Origin of the sequence: Vibrio sp. 10N.247.311.13 (genome assembly GCF_041467595.1) — a bacterium.
Taxonomy (GTDB): Bacteria; Pseudomonadota; Gammaproteobacteria; order Enterobacterales; family Vibrionaceae; genus Vibrio; species Vibrio crassostreae_C.
This window is the reverse complement of sequence record NZ_JBFSUX010000027.1, coordinates 1-20,218: the sequence shown is the minus strand read 5'-3', so window position 1 is coordinate 20,218 and position 20,218 is coordinate 1. Positions and strand designations below refer to the sequence as shown.

Sequence of the window (20,218 nt, the reverse complement as noted above, 5' to 3'; positions counted from 1 at the left end):
ACTTCTTGCGATTGACCTAAAATTGACCAAAAATCTTATTATCAACGTTTGATAGTTTGATTTTGCTCAGTATAATTCATAGGTTAAAGTAAGTGCTTTTACCTCTATTACGAAGATAGGGAATAGAATTGCGAACCAACGACAGGGAATGCGGGCTTTGGTAGAAAGTACTTTTAGCGAAAACCGCCACCTATTCAGTTTACCGTCGCTCAAGAAACACGCCTTAGGCGGGTCTTTTTTTGTCATGGTATTGCTATTCATTGGGTTTCTTTTCTATACCACACTAACTTGGATGTGGGACGATCAGCGATTGCCTCTCTCCAAAATAGTACTTCAAGGCGACTTAACTTACGTAACCGCTGGTGATGTTCAACATGCCTTTAGCGAGCTAGAGCACATTGGAACCTTCATGTCGCAAGACATCGGTGTGTTGCAAGACAGTTTAGAAGCGTTACCTTGGGTTTCAGCGGTCTCCATTCGTAAGCAGTGGCCAGACACAATAAAAGTATTTTTGACTGAGTACCATGCGGCAGCAATCTGGAACGGTAACATGCTGCTGAATGACGATGGTCAGGTGTTTAATGGTGATATCGGCCTGTTGAAGGGCGATAGAGTTAAGCTTTACGGCCCAGACGGCACCAGCCAAGAAGTGATAGAAAAGTGGCGACAGATAACCCCTTTGATTAACAGTCTAGGGTTAACCGTTACCTCTCTCGTTCTCAATGAGCGTCGCGCTTGGCAAATAATCCTAGATAACGGTATCCGTTTAGAACTAGGTAAAGATTCTTTAGATGAGCGTGTTGAACGCTTCATTTCGCTTTACAACGAACTTGGTAGTAAAGCGAATCAAGTGAGCTACATCGACCTCAGGTATGATACGGGAGCCGCTGTAGGCTGGTTTCCAGAGCAAGAGTTAGAAGAGAGCACAGATGACTAAGACCGCAGATGACAACATAATCGTTGGTCTTGATATAGGCACTGCGACCATATCAGCTCTGGTTGGTGAAATATTGCCTGATGGTCAAATCAATATCATTGGCTCTGGGCAAAGCCCATCCAGAGGTATGGATAAAGGTGGTGTGAACGACCTAGAGTCGGTAGTTAAGTCAGTTCAGCGAGCAATTGATCAAGCAGAGTTGATGGCGGAATGCCAAATCAGCAATGTGTTTATCTCGCTATCAGGCAAACATATCGCAAGCCGAATTGAAAAAGGCATGGGCACTATCTCTGATGAAGAGGTGTCTCAAGACGATATGGATCGAGCGATCCATACCGCGAAATCAATTAAAATAGGTGATGAGCAGAGAATTCTGCACGTGATCCCACAAGAATTTACCATTGATTATCAAGAAGGGATTAAGAACCCACTTGGCTTATCTGGTGTTCGAATGGAAGTCAGTGTTCACCTAATTTCTTGCCATAGCGACATGGCGAGAAACATTATTAAAGCTGTTGAACGATGTGGTCTCACAGTAGAACAAATCGTGTTTTCAGGACTTGCCTCAAGCAATGCGGTAATTACTGAAGACGAGAGAGAGCTTGGAGTATGTGTTGTCGATATCGGTGCGGGTACAATGGATATTTCCATTTGGACTGGCGGCGCACTTCGACACACAGAAGTCTTTTCCTACGCAGGAAATGCAGTAACCAGTGATATTGCCTTCGCTTTCGGCACGCCAGTGAGCGATGCTGAAGAGATAAAAGTAAACCATGGTTGCGCTCTGAGTGAACTCGTAAGCAAGGATGATTCTGTTAACGTCCCAAGTGTTGGTGGTCGCCCATCGAGAAGTTTGCAACGACAAACTTTGTCGGAAGTGATTGAACCACGTTACACTGAACTTATGGGTCTCGTTAACCAAACTATTGATACGGTTCAATTACAGCTACGAGATGAAGGTATTAAACACCACCTTGCAGCTGGCGTCGTTCTCACTGGTGGAGCGGCACAAATTGACGGATTGGTAGAGTGTGCGGAACGTGTTTTCCGCAATCAAGTTCGAGTTGGTAAGCCGTTAGAAGTTAGTGGCTTAACTGACTATGTTAAAGAGCCGTATCATTCTACGGCGGTTGGTTTACTTCATTACGCAAGAGATTGTCAGATCAGTGATGAAGGTGATTACAGCGAACCTAAGCGTTCAGCACCTTCTATGTCTGGTTTATTTGGCAAATTGCGTAATTGGATACAAAAAGAGTTTTAACCTGAGTTGCAGGAAAAAACGGAGATAACACATGTTTGAACCGATGATGGAAATGTCTGACGATGCAGTAATTAAAGTCGTTGGAGTTGGTGGCGGTGGCGGTAACGCTGTTGAGCACATGGTACGTGAATCAATCGAAGGCGTAGAATTCATCAGTGTTAACACTGATGCACAAGCACTTCGTAAAACAAGCGTGAGCAGCGTGATCCAAATTGGTGGTGATATCACTAAAGGTTTGGGCGCTGGTGCAAACCCACAAGTAGGCCGTGATGCAGCTCTCGAAGATCGAGAAAGAATTAAAGAAGTTCTAACTGGCGCCGATATGGTATTTATCGCAGCTGGTATGGGCGGTGGGACTGGTACAGGTGCTGCTCCAGTTATTGCTGAAGTTGCGAAAGAGTTGGGTGTGCTGACGGTTGCTGTTGTAACTAAGCCATTTAGCTTTGAAGGCAAAAAGCGTTTAGCGTTTGCTGAGCAAGGTATTGAAGAGCTTTCTAAACATGTGGATTCATTAATTACGATTCCAAATGAAAAGCTACTTAAAGTACTTGGCCGCGGCGTAACTCTGCTAGAAGCTTTCGCAAGTGCAAATGATGTACTTAAAAACGCTGTACAAGGTATCGCTGAGCTAATTACTCGCCCTGGTATGATTAACGTCGATTTCGCGGATGTTCGCACCGTAATGTCTGAGATGGGTCATGCAATGATGGGTAGCGGTATCGCAAAAGGTGAAGACCGTGCTGAAGAAGCTGCTGAAACAGCAATTTCTAGCCCACTACTAGAAGACATCGACCTAGCTGGCGCGCGTGGCGTTCTTGTGAACATCACTGCAGGCCTAGATATGCGTCTAGATGAGTTCGAAACAGTAGGTAATACAGTTAAGGCATTCGCATCTGATAATGCAACAGTTGTGATTGGTACTTCTCTAGACCCTGATATGACAGATGAAATCCGCGTAACTGTTGTTGCAACAGGTATCGGCACAGAGAAAAAACCAGACATTACATTAGTTGCTGGTGGTAAAGCTAAGGTTGCACCAACTCCTCAACCACAGGTAGCGGCTCAAACTGCACCAAAAGTGGAAGAGAAAGTGGCACAACCATTGCAAGAAAAAACTGAGGTTAAACCTCAAGTTAAGCCGCAACCAACAACGTCACCTGTTTCTTCAGGTACAGGCGCTAGCCAAAGTGCAGCACCTAAGGCTGAGAAAGAGAGTGGATACTTAGATATTCCAGCATTCTTACGACGTCAGGCTGATTAACAAATACCCAAAATTTGACTATCGTCGAATTAATGGTAAAATTCGCGGTCGGTAAATACTGACCGTGATTTGTAGCACTGATAACGAGGCAAGCAGATGATCAGACAACGTACTCTGAAAGAAATTGTGAAAACAACTGGTGTGGGTCTCCACTCTGGTCGTAAAGTCACACTTACTCTTCGCCCGGCAGCTGCAAATACAGGTATTGTTTATCGTCGTACAGATGTAAATCCACCTGTAGATTTCCCAGCTGATCCAGCGTCAGTTCGTGACACTATGCTATGTACAGCTCTTGTTAATGACGAAGGCGTACGTATCTCTACAGTGGAACACCTTAACGCAGCTTTAGCGGGTATGGGCATTGACAACATTATTGTTGAAGTAGATGCTCCTGAAATCCCAATTATGGATGGTAGCGCAAGCCCATTCGTATACTTGCTACAGCAAGCGGGTGTAGAAACACTGAATGCAGCGAAGCGTTTTATTCGTATCAAAAAGCCTATCCGTTTTGAAGATGGCGATAAGTGGGCAGAGTTTGTTCCATTTAACGGCTTCCGTATGGACTTTGAGATCGACTTTAACCACCCAGCAATTGAATCTGATGAGCAACGTTTGTTGTTTGATTTCTCTTCACAAGGTTTTGTGAAAGAAATCTCTCGCGCTCGTACTTTCGGCTTCATGCGCGACATTGAGTATCTACAATCTCAAAACCTAGTACTTGGTGGTAGCTTTGATAATGCTATCGTACTTGACGAATACCGAATTCTTAATGAAGAGGGTCTACGTTTTGACAATGAGTTCGTAACTCATAAAGTACTAGATGCGATTGGTGACTTGTACATGTGTGGACACGCTATTATTGGTGAGTTTCGTGCATACAAATCAGGTCACGGCCTAAACAACCAACTACTACGTGCAGTACTTGCTGACGCAGAAGCTTGGGAATGGGCAACATTCGAAGAAGAAGTAGGCTCTCCTGTTGCATTTGCTGAACCAGGAATGGTTCTAGCGTAATTGTTGTTTACAGCAATATAAGATTTCGAAAACCAGGTCATTGACCTGGTTTTTTTGTATCTATTTTCCAGATACAGTGTCGTCAACATCCGAAAGTTGTCTCCCAATGAGCTGCAGTCTGGCTAATCCATCAGCAATTAGAAAGAAAAGTTCCAAGCACATCAAACAAATGGGGTTATAAATGGTTGTTGGTGTGAAAATTACTTACACTAAAGGGCATTAATTTTAACTCAAGCCTTGAAAACTCTACTCTCAAGTACAATATCAAAGATACTAGATTTATCTCAGTATCCTTGGTTAGTAACTGAAGACTAGTTCATAGCTAGTAGAGACACTGACGGCATTTAAAATAGATCGCGGACGATCTGAGAACGAAGAGATTCCAAGCACATGATTACTAAGCTGCTGACAAAGGTAATTGGCAGTCGCAATGACAGAACACTGCGCCGCCTTAGAAAAATTGTAAAAGAAATTAATAACTTCGAACCAACGTTTGAAGCACTTTCAGACGAAGAACTAAAAGCAAAAACGGTTGAATTTCGTGAGCGCTTAGATAAAGGTGAATCGCTAGACCAACTTCTACCTGAAGCATTTGCTACGGTACGTGAAGCGTCTAAGCGTGTTTACGGCATGCGTCACTTTGACGTGCAAATGATTGGTGGCATGGTTCTAAATGCTGGCCAAATTGCAGAAATGCGTACTGGTGAAGGTAAGACTCTTACAGCAACCCTACCAGCTTATCTTAACGCCCTACCTAGCAAAGGTGTTCACGTAGTAACGGTGAACGACTACCTAGCGAAGCGTGATGCGGAAACAAACCGCCCATTATTTGAATTCCTTGGTATGACTGTTGGCGTAAACGTGCCAAACATGGCTCCACCAGAGAAGAAAGAAGCGTACCAAGCGGATATCCTATACGGAACAAACAACGAGTTTGGCTTCGATTACCTACGTGACAACATGGCTTTCCGTGCTGAAGATCGTGTTCAACGTGAGCGCTTCTTTGCTGTTGTCGATGAGGTTGACTCAATCTTAATCGATGAAGCTCGTACTCCACTTATTATCTCTGGCCCAGCTGAAGATAGTTCAGATCTTTACACGCGTATTAACACGTTGATCCCTAACCTTGAGCGCCAAGATAAAGAAGATTCTGAAGAGTACCGTGGTGAAGGTCACTACACCATGGACGAGAAATCGAAACAGGTTCACCTGACTGAAAACGGTCAAGAATTTGTAGAAGAGCTAATGGTCAAAAACGGCCTGATGGAAGAGGGTGACACGCTTTACTCTCCAACTAATATCAGCCTATTGCACCATGTTAATGCAGCGCTGCGTGCACACGTACTGTTTGAGAAAGACGTCGACTACATCGTTACTGAAGAAGGCGAAGTGGTTATCGTTGATGAACATACTGGTCGTACTATGCCAGGTCGTCGTTGGTCTGAAGGTTTACACCAAGCTGTTGAAGCTAAAGAAGGTGTGAAGATTCAGAATGAAAACCAGACGCTAGCATCGATTACATTCCAGAACTTCTTCCGTCTATACGAAAAACTGTCAGGTATGACAGGTACAGCCGATACAGAAGCTTTCGAATTTCAGTCTATCTACGGCCTAGAAACAGTGGTTATCCCAACCAACAAGCCTATGGTTCGTAACGATATGCCAGATGTGGTTTATCGTACCGAAGAAGACAAGTTCAATGCGATCATTGAAGACATCAAAGACCGTGTAGCTGCTGGTCAGCCATCATTGGTTGGTACGGTTTCTATCGAGAAGTCTGAACTACTGTCTAACGCACTGAAAAAAGCAAAAATTAAGCACAGCGTTCTAAATGCTAAATTCCACGAAATGGAAGCAGAGATCGTTGCACAAGCTGGTATGCCGAGTGCGGTAACTATCGCAACTAACATGGCTGGTCGTGGTACCGATATCGTATTAGGTGGTAGCTGGCAGGCACAAGTTGAGAAGCTAGAGAATCCAACCAAAGAGCAGATCGAGAAGATCAAAGCTGACTGGAGAGTAATCCACGATAAAGTGCTTGAGTCAGGTGGTCTGCACATCATTGGTACTGAGCGTCATGAATCTCGCCGTATCGACAACCAGCTACGTGGTCGTTCTGGTCGTCAAGGTGATGCGGGTTCTTCTCGTTTCTACCTATCAATGGAAGATTCTCTGCTACGTATCTTCACATCGGATCGTATGGCTGGTCTTATCCAAAGTGGTATGGACGAAGGCGAAGCGATCGAATCTAAGATGCTTTCTCGCTCAATTGAAAAAGCACAACGTAAAGTTGAAGGTCGTAACTTCGATATTCGTAAGCAGCTTCTTGAGTACGATGATGTAGCCAATGACCAACGTAAAGTGGTTTATGAGCTTCGTGATGAACTGATGAGCTCTGACGATATCAGCGAGATGATCGAACACAACCGTGAAGATGTATTGGCATCAGTGATTGATGAATACATCGCACCTCAGTCTCTTGAAGATATGTGGGATATCGCGGGTCTGCAAGATCGTCTGAAGAATGACTTCGATCTAGACTTTGATATTCAAGGTTGGTTAGACGAAGACGACAAGCTTTATGAAGAAGCATTGCGTGAGCGTATTCTTGCTATGGCGGTTGATTCGTACAAACAGAAAGAAGAAGTGGTTGGTGCTCAAGTACTGCGTAACTTCGAGAAATCTGTGATGCTACAAACGCTAGACGGCCTTTGGAAAGAGCACTTGGCTGCGATGGATCACCTTCGTCAAGGTATCCACTTACGTGGTTATGCTCAGAAGAACCCGAAACAAGAGTACAAGCGCGAGTCGTTTGAACTGTTTGAAGGCCTACTAGATGTACTGAAAACAGACGTTGTTACCATCCTTTCTAAAGTGCGCGTTCAGCAACAAGAAGAAGTTGAAAAGATGGAAGCTCAACGTCAAGCTCAAGCTGAAGAAGCGGCGCGTCGTGCACAAGCGCAACATGCAACAGCTGAAAACCAGCTAGCTGACGATGAAGCTGAAGCGGCATCTCCACAAACGGTAGTGCGTGACGAGCGTAAAGTTGGCCGTAACGAGCCATGCCCATGTGGTAGCGGTAAGAAGTACAAGCAGTGTCACGGTAAAATCGCGTAAGTTTAATGAATCGTTGCTGTAGCGCATGATAGCTGCGTTGGTGGTACTCACTTACAGTCGTAAGCTCCGTGCCACCGCCTTGCTCTCATACACTACAACTTAGCTTCATAAAACTGACAAATAGAATATAAAGAGTCGCTTAGGCGGCTCTTTTTGTATGTAAATTTCATGGCTTACTTTGTTACGCAAGGAAGTTGTCATTCCCTATAGCGAGGAGTGAGCGTAGTAGGGAATCTTGTTTAGTTAGGCTCGCGTAGTTTTAGATCCCCAACTCAGTCGTTCCTCTTTCTTGAGGATGACGTATTTAGGGACTATGTGAGTTCAGCGTTTTATTAAGGAACACCATCAATGAAAAGAATCCATATCGTAGCGGGTATTATCTTCAATCAAGATAAGTCACAGGTCTTTATCACTAAGCGTCCAGATGACAAGCACAAAGGTGGCTTCTGGGAATTTCCAGGTGGCAAGGTTGAAGAGGGCGAAACTATTGAGCAAGCGATGACTCGCGAGCTTGATGAAGAGGTCGGTATCAAGGTGACCGAGCAGTCTCTGTTTGAGCATCTTGAATTTGATTACACCGATAAGTCACTTAAGTTCGATTTCATTCTCGTGACTGATTTTGAAGAGCAGCCTTATGGTAAAGAAGGTCAGCAAGGTGAATGGGTAAGCCTAGAATCATTGAATCAATACGCCTTCCCAGAGGCAAATGTGCCAATTTTAGAGCGAGTAATAAAAGAGTTTTCGTAATTGCTAGCCTGAGTTTGAGATTGTTGTTAGTTTAAAGAGATTAATCGATTGAACGTTGCTGCAAGAGATAAGTGGCAACGGTAACCAAAACAATGGAGATATTCGCAGTGGTAAGAATTGCAATTGCAGGAGCAGCGGGCCGCATGGGCCGCAACTTGGTGAAAGCCGCTCATCATAATTCAGAAGCAAGTGTTGGAGCTGGTTCAGAGCGTCCAGAGTCATCTTTGGTCGGCGTAGATGTCGGCGAGTTATGCGGTGAAGGTCGTTTTGATGTTGCTTTAGTCGATGATTTGTCTAAAGCCATCGAAGAGTTTGATGTGATTGTCGATTTTACTGCCCCTGTTAGCACATTAGCGAATATTGAACTTTGTAAACGTCACGGTAAAAAACTGATCATCGGTACAACGGGCTTCTCTGAAGAAGAGAAGCAGGTGATTGATGCTGCTTCAAAAGAGATGGCTATCGTAATGGCACCTAACTACAGCGTTGGTGTGAACCTGGTCTTTAAGCTGCTAGAGAAGGCCGCTAAAGTGATGGGCGATTACTGTGATGTCGAGATCGTTGAGGCTCATCACCGTCATAAAGTCGATGCACCGTCAGGTACTGCGATTGGTATGGGCGAAGCTATTGCGGGTGCTATGGGCAACGAGCTGAACGATGTAGCTGTATGGTCACGCGAGGGTATTACTGGCGAGCGCACTAAAGATGAGATTGGTTTCGCGACGATTCGTGCCGGTGACATTATTGGTGAACACACCGCTATGTTTGCTGATATCGGTGAACGAGTGGAAATTACCCATAAAGCCACTGATCGAATGACCTTTGCTAATGGCGCAATCAAGGCCGCGGTTTGGTTAAATGATAAACCAGCAGGCTTTTATACCATGACGGATGTGCTTGGTTTGAATGACCTATAAATAGATATTTATGCGCTGGCAATTGCCGGCGCTTTCTTTATTTGGTGCCTTTTCCTTAGTAATCTCACTTCTCCGATCTTCCTTCTACTTTCTTCTTATCGCCTTTTTGACTCCATTTCTATGCTGTTTATGTGGTCTTTAGTGTGTTTTTTGTTTTAGATCTTTAAATTGTCATGTTTTCTCTTGGTATTTATCGATTGCGTTTTGTTGCTGATATTTTTATCACTCTATGGTTGGCTAAAATGAGGGGTGAAAATTAGAAAATCGTAATATTCGAGCTAAATGCGTATGAAAGTTGAACTTTTGGAGCTTTGAGGGGGTAAATTGAATTAGTCCTTACAAATGTTTAATTTCTTTTGAGTTAAATGTTGACACGTATCACGCAGATCACTAAAATACCGCCAATTTGTCTAATTTCCATAAACACGCAGTTTTTGGTGTTGCAGGAAGGTAGATTTGCAAATTAAATCAATTTTAATGCATTTTTATTTCTGGAGGTTGTCTTGAAGAAGTCAGCACTACTCGTCCTAGAAGATGGGACAGTATTTCACGGTGAAGCCATTGGCGCTGTAGGTTCTGCAGTTGGTGAAGTCGTTTTTAATACCTCGATGACGGGGTACCAAGAAATCCTCACTGATCCTTCCTATTCTCAACAAATCGTTACCCTTACTTACCCTCACATTGGCAATACCGGAACCAATTCCGAAGACGAAGAATCTTCTTCAATCCACGCTCAAGGCCTTGTGATTCGCGATCTCCCTCTAATCGCTTCTAACTTCCGTAATGAACAATCCCTTTCTGATTACCTTAAGTCGCAAAACGTTGTTGGTATCGCTGATATTGATACTCGTAAGTTGACGCGTATTCTTCGTGAAAAAGGCGCACAGAACGGTTGTATTGTAGCTGGCTCTTCAGTAAACGACGGAAACCTAGACGAAGCTCTAGCTCTTGCTAAAGCAAAAGAATTCCCTGGCCTGAAAGGTATGGACCTTGCGAAAGAAGTTACAACAAAAGAAGCGTATCAATGGAAACAAGGTTCGTGGACGCTTACGGGTGGACTTCCTGAAGCGAAATCAGACTCAGAATTGCCATACCACGTTGTTGCTTATGACTTCGGTGCAAAACGAAACATCCTACGAATGCTTGTTGACCGCGGCTGCCGCCTAACGGTTGTTCCTGCTGAGACTTCAGCTGAAGAAGTACTTGCTCTGAACCCAGACGGTGTTTTCCTTTCAAATGGCCCTGGTGACCCAGAACCATGTACTTACGCAATTGAAGCGACAAAAGTGTTCCTAGAAAAAGGCTTACCAATCTTCGGTATCTGTCTAGGTCACCAGATTCTTGCTCTTGCGTCAGGCGCTAAGACAGTGAAGATGAAGTTTGGTCACCACGGCGCAAACCACCCGGTTAAAGATTTAGATCGTGATGTTGTGATGATTACTTCGCAAAACCACGGCTTTGCTGCTGACGAAGAAACCCTTCCAGAGACACTACGTGCAACGCACAAATCACTATTTGATGGTTCTCTACAAGGTATTCACCGTACAGACAAACCAGCATTCAGCTTCCAAGGTCACCCTGAAGCAAGCCCAGGTCCAGAAGACGCAGCGCCGTTATTCGACCACTTTATTGAACTAATCAAACAGCACACAGCGTAATTCGGAGTAGTAGACAATGCCAAAACGTACTGACATTAAAAGTATTCTTATTCTAGGTGCTGGCCCGATCGTTATCGGCCAAGCATGTGAGTTCGATTACTCTGGTGCTCAAGCTTGTAAAGCGCTTCGCGAAGAAGGTTACCGAGTTATTCTTGTAAACTCGAACCCAGCGACAATCATGACTGACCCAGACATGGCAGATGCAACTTACATCGAGCCTATCCAATGGGAAGTTGTGCGTAACATCATCGCTAAAGAGAAGCCTGATGCAGTTCTACCTACTATGGGTGGCCAAACTGCATTGAACTGTGCTCTAGACCTAGAAAAGCACGGCGTTCTTGAAGAGTTCGGTGTTGAAATGATTGGTGCAACGGCTGACGCTATCGATAAAGCAGAAGACCGTTCACGCTTCGATAAAGCAATGAAAGCAATTGGCCTTGAGTGTCCAACTGCTGATACAGCGAAAACGATGGAAGAAGCTTACAAAGTTTTAGACATGGTTGGCTTCCCTTGTATCATTCGTCCATCGTTCACGATGGGTGGTACTGGTGGCGGTATCGCTTACAACAAAGAAGAATTTGAAGAAATCTGTCGTCGTGGTTTGGATCTATCTCCAACTAATGAACTTCTTATCGATGAATCACTTATCGGTTGGAAAGAGTACGAGATGGAAGTGGTTCGTGACAAAAACGACAACTGCATCATCGTATGTGCGATTGAAAACTTCGACCCAATGGGTATTCACACAGGTGACTCAATCACTGTGGCTCCAGCTCAAACGCTGACAGATAAAGAATACCAACTAATGCGTAACGCATCTCTAGCAGTACTGCGTGAGATTGGTGTTGAAACAGGTGGTTCAAACGTACAGTTTGGTATCAACCCGAAAGATGGCCGTATGGTTATCATCGAGATGAACCCACGTGTATCTCGCTCTTCTGCACTAGCTTCTAAAGCAACAGGTTTCCCAATCGCTAAGATTGCAGCGAAACTGGCTGTTGGCTTCACGCTAGACGAGCTAATGAATGACATCACTGGCGGCGCAACTCCAGCATCATTCGAACCAACAATCGACTACGTAGTAACTAAGATTCCTCGTTTTAACTTCGAGAAGTTTGCAGGTGCTAACGACCGCCTAACGACGCAAATGAAGTCGGTTGGTGAAGTTATGGCTATCGGCCGTAACCAACAAGAATCTCTACAAAAAGCACTTCGCGGCCTAGAAGTTGGCGCGACTGGTTTTGACGAAATGGTAGACCTAGACGCACCAGATGCTCTAACGACTATCCGTCACGAACTTAAAGAAGCTGGCGCAGAGCGTATTTGGTACATCGCTGACGCATTCCGTGCTGGTATGTCGGTAGATGGTGTATTCAACCTAACGCAAATCGACCGTTGGTTCCTAGTTCAAATCGAAGACATCGTTAAGCTAGAGCAAGAACTTAAAGCGAAAGGCTTTGCTGGTCTAAATAAAGACGAGCTAAACAAGCTTAAGCGTAAAGGTTTTGCTGATGCGCGCCTATCTAAGATTCTAGGTGTAGCGGAAAGCGAAATCCGTCGTCTACGTGACCAATACGATATCCACCCGGTATACAAGCGTGTAGATACGTGTGCAGCTGAGTTCTCTTCAGATACGGCTTACATGTACTCATCTTACGATGACGAGTGTGAAGCAAACCCAACAGACAAAGAAAAAATCATGATTCTAGGCGGCGGTCCAAACCGTATCGGCCAAGGCATTGAATTTGACTACTGTTGTGTACACGCATCACTAGCGCTACGTGAAGATGGCTACGAAACTATCATGGTTAACTGTAACCCTGAGACAGTTTCTACAGACTACGATACGTCTGACCGTCTGTACTTCGAACCAGTAACTCTGGAAGACGTACTAGCAATCGCTCGTGTTGAGAAGCCAAAAGGCGTTATCGTTCAGTACGGTGGTCAAACGCCACTTAAACTGGCACGTGCTCTTGAAGCTGCTGGCGTACCAATCATCGGTACTAGCCCAGACGCAATCGACCGTGCAGAAGACCGTGAGCGTTTCCAAGTTGCTGTAGACCGTCTAGGCCTACTTCAACCAGAAAACGCGACAGTAACAACAATGGAGCAAGCGGTAGAGAAATCTCGTGAAATCGGCTTCCCACTGGTTGTACGTCCTTCTTACGTACTTGGTGGTCGTGCGATGGAAATCGTATACGACGAGCAAGACCTACGTCGCTACTTCAACGAAGCAGTTAGCGTATCAAACGAATCTCCAGTACTACTTGATAGCTTCCTAGATGACGCTGTTGAAGTAGACGTAGATGCGATTTGTGACGGTGAGCGCGTTGTAATCGGCGGTATTATGGAGCACATCGAGCAAGCGGGTGTTCACTCTGGTGACTCAGCATGTTCTCTTCCTGCATACACGCTAAGCCAAGAAATCCAAGACGTAATGCGCGAGCAAGTTGAAAAGCTAGCGTTCGAGTTGGGTGTTCGTGGTCTGATGAACACGCAGTTTGCTGTTAAGAACAATGAAGTGTACCTAATCGAGGTTAACCCTCGTGCAGCACGTACGGTTCCATTCGTATCTAAAGCAACTGGTGCGCCAATCGCTAAGATTGCCGCTCGTGTAATGGCGGGTCAATCTCTAGAGTCTCAAGGCTTTACGAAAGAAATCATCCCACCTTACTACTCAGTGAAAGAAGTTGTACTTCCATTCAACAAGTTCCCTGGTGTTGACCCACTGTTAGGCCCAGAAATGCGCTCTACTGGTGAAGTTATGGGTGTTGGTGCGACGTTCGCAGAAGCATACTCTAAAGCTGAATTGGGTTGTGGTAACATCTACCCAGAAGGCGGTCGTGCACTTCTTTCTGTTCGCGAAGGCGACAAAGAGCGTGTTGTTGACCTAGCATCTAAGCTATCTAAGCTTGGTTACCAGCTAGACGCAACTCACGGTACTGCGGTTATCCTTGGCGAAGCGGGCATCAACCCACGTCTAGTAAACAAGGTACACGAAGGTCGTCCTCACATTCTTGACCGTATCAAGAACAACGAGTACACGTACATCGTGAACACTGCAGCTGGCCGTCAAGCGATTGAAGATTCTAAAGTTCTTCGTCGTGGTGCACTTGCTGAGAAAGTTAACTACACGACTACGCTAAACGCTGCATTCGCGACTTGTATGGCGCACACTGCAGACGCGAAAACGTCAGTAACTTCAGTTCAAGAGCTACACGCTCAGGTTAAAGCTTCTCAAGCTTAATCGCCTAAAGTGTATCGCTGATATGCGGATATAAATGCTCAAAGCCCACTCCTCGGAGTGGGCTTTTTTATGTCTGTTATTCCGCGGTAGCTTAATGATGAATATTTGGAATAGGTTAGAATCTTGTGTTTCGTTATTGCTCGTCTGCTGTGAGTGGTAACTTGTCGCTACACAGGATTTTAAGGCGTTGGGTATATGGAAATCACTCTAGAAATATTGGCTATCTTGTTTGTTGTTGCAACGGCAGCAGGCTTTATTGATGCAATGGCTGGCGGCGGTGGGTTACTGACTCTACCTGCATTGCTAGCGGCTGGAGTTCCACCCACGCAGGCACTGGCAACCAACAAACTCCAAAGCTCATTTGGCAGCTTCTCCGCGAGTTGGTATTTCGTGCGTAACGGTATCGTCAGTATTAAGGAGATGCGCCTCGCTATCTTTTGTACCTTTATAGGTTCGGCTATTGGTGCTGAGTTGGTTCAATACATCGACGCGAGCCTTTTGACCAGCGTGATCCCACTGCTGCTTATCGCGATCTCTCTCTATTTCCTATTAGCACCACAAACCAGAGCCTCTGAAGGCAAACAAAAGATCTCCGAGGCGATGTTTGCGTTATGTGTCGGTGGCGGTGTTGGTTTCTATGATGGCTTCTTTGGCCCTGGCACAGGCTCAATCTTCACTGTGTGTTTTGTTGCGATTGGCCATTTCTCATTGGTCGATGCTACGGCGCGAACTAAAGTATTGAATTTCACCTCGAACATCGCTGCACTGATTTTCTTTATTTTGGCTGGCTTGCCTATTTGGGAGTTAGGATTAGTGATGGCGGTTGGTGGTTTTATGGGGGCTCAGCTTGGCGCCAAAGTCGTGGTGACAAAAGGGCAGAAATGGATTCGCCCCCTTGTGATCGTAATGTCGATGCTGATGGCTTCTAAACTGCTTTGGGAACAGCATCAACAATGGATTCTATCAGTATTTTAACTCTTGGAGACTGGTAGCTATTCGGTCTAACACAGACATGAATCGGTCGAATTAAGCCTGCTAATTCAGGGAAGCTATACAAGTATTGAGGCTCAATATTGAGTGTTTTTACGATAGAGAGCGGGATTAACGCAGGCCCAGTCCCGCCCAATGCAAGTTGCGCCGCTGCGGTGTAGGCATCCATCTCCATCAAGGGTTTGATACCAAATTTTTCTAATACAGAAAGTTGATAAGAATTGGCTGGATTGGTCATGTCGTTAGTGATGACCATTGGAGGGAGATCCGTTAGCGGCGACTTACTCACTATGTAAAACGGTTCATCAAAAAGATGGAAGGTCATCAACCCATGATGTGGTGGCAGTAAGCCAGCACACAACCCCAAGGTCGCCTTGCCGGACTGCACCCGTTCGATAATTCTCGGCGTGTGGTTGGTGGTAATGGTGATGTACTTATCTTGCTGGATAAATTGGCCCATCATCTCACCTAAATAACCGGCTATCAGAGACTTATTGCTGTCTAGGGTGATGAGAGTGGTATCTTCCAACTCTTGCTGTTCATAAATAAGCCCACGAAGTTCATTGAATGTCGGGCCAATACTCTCGATTAATGCTATCGCATCTGGCGTGAGTTTTATCTGTCGGCCACTCGGTTCAATGAGCTTTTTACCTAGCTTCTTTTCTAAATTCGCAATCCGTTTGCTGACCGCTGATTGGCTGATATAAAGCAAACTGCCTGTGCGGCTCATGGTCTTTGCTTTACTCAATACCAGTAGAGTTTCGATTCCTTCGAGTAGCATTGGGTTATATTCATGAAATTTGGGAATGATTGTTTCAAATTACCTCAAACAACATTCATTCTCTAGTCTTGAAACTAAAGCTTTGAACCAAGTTAGGTATTTTTAGCTATGCTCGCACGTGTAGCGCGAGAGCATAATAATTGTGTTGGGGAGCTCAAATTAAGAAAGGCTCCTTTACGGAGCCTTTCACTTTGTAACGTTAGCTTATTTGATGGCGAAGGTCGGCAATGATAAATGCCAACGAATAGCGCCAAGCCTTATCAATAGTGTTGAGAACACGCCGGCCAGAAATGCAGTTTCTGAATCGTGCCCCATGCTGATCGCCATGGTATGGAAAGTACCACCAATGATACAAGCGGTCGCGTAGACTTCACTTCTTAGAATCATAGGCACTTCACGGGCAAGTACGTCGCGGATAATACCGCCACCGCAGCCGGTGATGACACCCATGATGATCGCCACTAGTGCTGAATCTTGATAGATAAGTGCTTTTTCTACACCAATGCCAACAAACACCGCTAGGCCAATCGCATCACATACCGGCAATATCCACCAAGCCAGACGTTTCGGGCGTCTTACAATAATCATGGTCAGCAAACAGGTGATGATGATGACCCAAAGGTAGGTGGTATCGGTGATCCAAAACACGGGAGTTGCACCCAATGCCATGTCACGAATTGTGCCGCCGCCAATCGCGGTTACACTGCCTAGAACGGCGACGCCAAAGGGATCCATCTTAAGACGGCCAGCGACAAATACGCCTGAGACGGCAAAGATGGCAGTGCCAAATAAATCGATAATATAAAGCAGCATGGAGTCCATGATACTGGTGCTCTTATAGTTAAAATTGTAGGGACAGGTCGGTGGCGAATTGTACGAAAAAACGCAGCAAATAGTTAGTGATTTTGCCTAGCTCTATCAAAGAAATCGCACACTTGTTGGATCGCTTTCAAAGTTCTCGTTGTCGGGCGATTAATCCAGTCAGAATTGAGGGACCAAATCTGATTTTGAGCGACAGCTGGGATCTCATCTTCCCATGTTTGCCACATGGTTCCATTCTCAATCGCGTGCTGAGAAGTGAAGATTACTTGCGGTTTTCTTAATACAACTTGTTCAATACCAACTTGCGGATAGGGAGAGGCGCTGTCTTCAAAAATATTGTGGCCACCACAAAACTCAAACACCTCACTTGGCCAGTGTCCTTGAGCAACAGTGATGATCGGCTTTTCACTGAGCTGGTAGAAGTAGTTTACTGGCTCGGCATCTTTGTATTCTAGTCTCAACGCGTTGAGCTGCTCTCTGTATTGCTGAGCGTTATTTTCGCCAATGCTTGGATCGCTAGCGTATTCGCTCAGTTGTTCAATATTGGTTGCGATACTGTCTAGGCTTTTGGTCTTGGAGTAGTAAATATTAAAACCAAATTGCTCTAGTTTCGCGAGCTCTCTGGGCGGGTTTCCCGCTGGCCACGCAAGAATCAAATCAGGCTGAAGTGCGATGATCTTCTCAACCTTGATACCTTGATAGTTTGCCACTTTTTCAAGCTTATCGGCTTGTGGTGGGTAATCACTTCGTTCACTTACGGCAACAAGGTTGTTGCCTAAACCAGCGCTGTACGCGAGTTCAGTGGCATGAGGAGCAAGGCTGACTACGCGTTGAGCCAGCTGTACTTGTTCTTGAGTCCGTGGTGCTTCTTCTGCAAATGATAAAGGCAGCCATAAGCTGGAAGACAAAATAGTAAGGCTTGTAACAAGCGCTGAAGGTTTCAATCTAAATCCCTTGGTGAATAAATAGTAAGGCTAGGCTTTGTAAAAATATCCAGATAGCGATGCGACCAAAGAGTAGTTTCTGAACCTGAGATAGATGCAGAGCTGACGGTGCGATTCTTCCGCCTAATTTTGCGCGAATGGCTTTAGTGTTGTCGTAAATCGCAGGGCCACCTAATGATAACTCCAGCTTGTTGCCAACAGCCGTGATTAACCAGGCTGGGCCGGGTAGTGGCCAAGAGCGACTTTGGACTAGCATCATCTTAAATGTGTGCGTTGCTTTATCACCAAAGACGATCATCAAGGCAAATAAGCGCATTGGTATAAGTTCTAGGATAGCGACGATCTTGATTGCCGTTGAGCCGAAAGGAGAAAACTGCTTGCGACTTGGCGACCAAGCTCGAGCTAACTCGACCACAAGGCGATACATTAACGCAGCGATTCCACCACCAATGGCGTACCAGAACAACACACAAACTACGTTACGAGCGTAACCCATGATTATGGTTTCTGTGGCGGCTTTGCCGAGGCCAAGTGACGAAAGTGATTCGGTTTGACGATTGACAATCGGAGCCAGTAACTGACGAGCGGCCGCTTTATCTTCTCGGCCAAGTACTTTGATCAGTTGGTTAGCCAGCTTTTCATTATTGCGCCAATCAATCGCGAGTAATAACAGTGCCAATTCAAACAGTTGAGATTGCCAAACCAATGGTTGCAGTGCCAATAGAATAACCAGAGTTGGCAGTACCATTAACCCCCAGGCTAATGTGCCTGAGATTAAACTTTGGGAATAGTTGTGGTTGTTATTGTTATTAACCTTGCTTGCTAAAAGCTCAGCAAACTTATGCCATAAGGTCGTGGGGTGTGCGGCATGGGGGATAGGTAAAATTAAATGAAAAAGTAGTGCTCCCCACATCACAAGGAGCACGCCATTTGCAAATACCTGATCAAACAGTGTTTGCATGTCTAGTCGCTTACTTTAGTAGGGCAACCATCTTGATAACCATTTCAGAAGAGCTTTGCGCTGCTAGTGGCAGGAACTCTTCGAAGCTCATTGGTGATTCTTTGTCTGCAACATCAGAGATTGCACGAACAACCACGAATGGTACTTGGAATTGGTGACAAGCTTGAGCGATAGCCGATGCTTCCATCTCTACAGCAACAACAGATGGGAAGTGCTTGCGGATGAACTCTTGGCGTTCTGCTGTGCAAACAAATGCGTCGCCAGTACAGATAAGACCGCGAACGGCATGCTTGTCTTCCATTTGTGCTAGTGCTTGTTCAGCAACAGCCATCAGTTTGTCGTCAGCTTTGAACGCTGCAGGTTGACCTGCCATTTGGCCGATTTCGTAACCGAAAGCTGTAACGTCTGCATCGTGGTGTCGAACTTCAGTTGAGATAACCACATCGCCAAGGTTCAGTGTTGAATCAAAACCGCCAGCAGAGCCCGTGTTCAGAACGGCATCTGGTTGGTATTCGCTTAGTAGGATTGAAGTACCAACAGCCGCTGCTACTTTACCAATGCCAGATTGAAGCAAAACAACGTCAACACCATTTAGCTGACCAGAGAAAAAGGTACAACCGCCTTTATTAACTTCAGTAATGTCTGAAATTGCTGCTTTTAGGATCGCAACTTCTTGCTCCATTGCGCCAATGATGCCGATTTTCATGTGTAGTCTCTTAATAAATAATATTTAAACAGTAGAGCGAAATTGTAGCATGGATAAGAAGTGTCGAGCGACTGCCCAGAGGCACTTCTCATCCGAATAGTAGCGATTTATCTGCATATTCTTTTATCTATTTGATTAGGCCTTCGCTTTTCAAGCTAGCACGAAGTTGTTCAGCTCGTTTTCGGTTTACGCCAAAATCAGAATGGCCAGTACGAGACTCTGAACGCACGATCAGTTTGCCATCCGTGATTTTAAGTTCTAAGTCATCGACAAAACGCATGATGCGCGAAGTACATTCAACACGCAGATAATCTTCTGTTTTACTCGCGGTTTTTGATCCCGGTAAGGTTAGCGCAACCTGCTCAATCGCATCTAAGCTCGCTGAATCTGACAACTCAAACGCGGCCAATGCATGTTGCTCACGATCATCTTGAGTTGATACGCAGTTTGGTTTGTCTCCACAAGGTGATGAAGTTCTGTCTTTCATGTCCGTGATTCCTTGGCTGCAAGCGGTTAACGTTAAAAGTGATAACGAGAGGAGAGCTGCTTTTTTCATAATGTTTCCTATGGCGTTGTTTTAATTGTAGTTATAGGTATTGGCTTGTTTGCGATTGTTTTACGTATTTTTCGATATGCTTGTGATAAACGTATCTAATTCAAAAAAGGATCCATCATTGGATCCCTTTTTTATAGTAACGGCTTGAGTAATAAAGGAAACCTTATACTAGGGCGTGTTGACCTTTCGTGGTTAAATTTTGTTCGAGATAAAAGCGTTTTAATCGCGGCGAGGGGGAAGTAGCCTAGGGCGTGTTGATCTTTCGTGAGTGTTTTTTGAACAGCATGGTAAAGAGTTAT

Annotated in this window: 16 protein-coding genes; 10 read left to right on the top strand and 6 right to left on the bottom strand. The window is 45.1% G+C overall.

What is annotated here, in order from left to right; all coding sequences use genetic code 11:
- Nucleotides 1-244 precede the first annotated feature (244 nt).
- From AB6E52_RS12950 to AB6E52_RS12905, 10 genes are all read left to right on the top strand, one after another.
- Nucleotides 245-937: a cell division protein FtsQ/DivIB gene (locus AB6E52_RS12950; RefSeq protein WP_372134463.1), complete on the top strand. Its 693-nt coding sequence runs from the start codon at nucleotides 245-247 to the stop codon at nucleotides 935-937.
- Entirely contained in the window at nucleotides 930-2,198 is a 1,269-nt protein-coding gene (gene ftsA / locus AB6E52_RS12945; RefSeq protein WP_010434747.1) for a cell division protein FtsA, read from the top strand. The genes AB6E52_RS12950 and ftsA overlap by 8 nt, the downstream gene beginning before the upstream one ends.
- A gap of 31 nt (nucleotides 2,199-2,229) precedes the next feature.
- A complete protein-coding gene (ftsZ, locus tag AB6E52_RS12940; protein ID WP_017059291.1) occupies nucleotides 2,230-3,459 on the top strand; it encodes a cell division protein FtsZ in 1,230 nt (409 codons plus the stop codon).
- A gap of 96 nt (nucleotides 3,460-3,555) precedes the next feature.
- On the top strand, nucleotides 3,556-4,473 hold the full coding sequence (lpxC, locus tag AB6E52_RS12935) for a UDP-3-O-acyl-N-acetylglucosamine deacetylase (protein WP_010434751.1): 918 nt from the start codon (nucleotides 3,556-3,558) through the stop codon (nucleotides 4,471-4,473).
- Between the two features lie 390 nt (nucleotides 4,474-4,863).
- Complete coding sequence (gene secA / locus AB6E52_RS12930) at nucleotides 4,864-7,590, top strand: preprotein translocase subunit SecA (RefSeq protein ID WP_017059292.1); 2,727 nt, start codon at nucleotides 4,864-4,866, stop codon at nucleotides 7,588-7,590.
- A gap of 348 nt (nucleotides 7,591-7,938) precedes the next feature.
- Nucleotides 7,939-8,337 carry an 8-oxo-dGTP diphosphatase MutT gene (gene mutT / locus AB6E52_RS12925; protein WP_017062897.1) on the top strand — a complete coding sequence of 133 codons (399 nt, stop codon included), beginning with the start codon at nucleotides 7,939-7,941 and terminating at the stop codon, nucleotides 8,335-8,337.
- 92 nt (nucleotides 8,338-8,429) lie between these two features.
- Nucleotides 8,430-9,254, top strand: a complete 825-nt coding sequence (gene dapB / locus AB6E52_RS12920; protein WP_020628676.1) for a 4-hydroxy-tetrahydrodipicolinate reductase — start codon at nucleotides 8,430-8,432, stop codon at nucleotides 9,252-9,254.
- Nucleotides 9,255-9,757: 503 nt separating this feature from the next.
- Nucleotides 9,758-10,912: a glutamine-hydrolyzing carbamoyl-phosphate synthase small subunit gene (gene carA, locus AB6E52_RS12915; RefSeq protein WP_102319697.1), complete on the top strand. Its 1,155-nt coding sequence runs from the start codon at nucleotides 9,758-9,760 to the stop codon at nucleotides 10,910-10,912.
- A gap of 16 nt (nucleotides 10,913-10,928) precedes the next feature.
- Nucleotides 10,929-14,159 (top strand): carbamoyl-phosphate synthase large subunit, encoded by a 3,231-nt coding sequence (carB, locus tag AB6E52_RS12910; RefSeq protein WP_017059294.1) that lies wholly within the window; start codon nucleotides 10,929-10,931, stop codon nucleotides 14,157-14,159.
- A gap of 195 nt (nucleotides 14,160-14,354) precedes the next feature.
- On the top strand, nucleotides 14,355-15,134 hold the full coding sequence (locus tag AB6E52_RS12905; protein ID WP_102319698.1) for a TSUP family transporter: 780 nt from the start codon (nucleotides 14,355-14,357) through the stop codon (nucleotides 15,132-15,134).
- Here AB6E52_RS12905 and AB6E52_RS12900 read toward each other — a convergent pair.
- The 6 genes from AB6E52_RS12900 to AB6E52_RS12875 all read right to left on the bottom strand — a co-directional run bounded on the left by AB6E52_RS12900 (nucleotide 15,085) and on the right by AB6E52_RS12875 (nucleotide 19,919).
- Complete coding sequence (locus tag AB6E52_RS12900; protein WP_102319699.1) at nucleotides 15,085-15,930, bottom strand: LysR family transcriptional regulator; 846 nt, start codon at nucleotides 15,928-15,930, stop codon at nucleotides 15,085-15,087. The two genes, AB6E52_RS12905 and AB6E52_RS12900, sit on opposite strands and share 50 nt — an antisense overlap.
- Before the next feature lie 204 nt (nucleotides 15,931-16,134).
- Complete coding sequence (locus AB6E52_RS12895) at nucleotides 16,135-16,752, bottom strand: TRIC cation channel family protein (protein ID WP_017062893.1); 618 nt, start codon at nucleotides 16,750-16,752, stop codon at nucleotides 16,135-16,137.
- Between the two features lie 74 nt (nucleotides 16,753-16,826).
- Nucleotides 16,827-17,696, bottom strand: a complete 870-nt coding sequence (btuF, locus tag AB6E52_RS12890; protein WP_017059298.1) for a vitamin B12 ABC transporter substrate-binding protein BtuF — start codon at nucleotides 17,694-17,696, stop codon at nucleotides 16,827-16,829.
- Nucleotide 17,697: 1 nt separating this feature from the next.
- Entirely contained in the window at nucleotides 17,698-18,657 is a 960-nt protein-coding gene (locus tag AB6E52_RS12885) for a cobalamin biosynthesis family protein (RefSeq protein ID WP_102319700.1), read from the bottom strand.
- A gap of 10 nt (nucleotides 18,658-18,667) precedes the next feature.
- A complete protein-coding gene (gene mtnN / locus AB6E52_RS12880) occupies nucleotides 18,668-19,363 on the bottom strand; it encodes a 5'-methylthioadenosine/S-adenosylhomocysteine nucleosidase (RefSeq protein WP_017059300.1) in 696 nt (231 codons plus the stop codon).
- A gap of 127 nt (nucleotides 19,364-19,490) precedes the next feature.
- A complete protein-coding gene (locus AB6E52_RS12875) occupies nucleotides 19,491-19,919 on the bottom strand; it encodes a DUF1499 domain-containing protein (RefSeq protein ID WP_017059301.1) in 429 nt (142 codons plus the stop codon).
- Nucleotides 19,920-20,218: the final 299 nt, after the last annotated feature.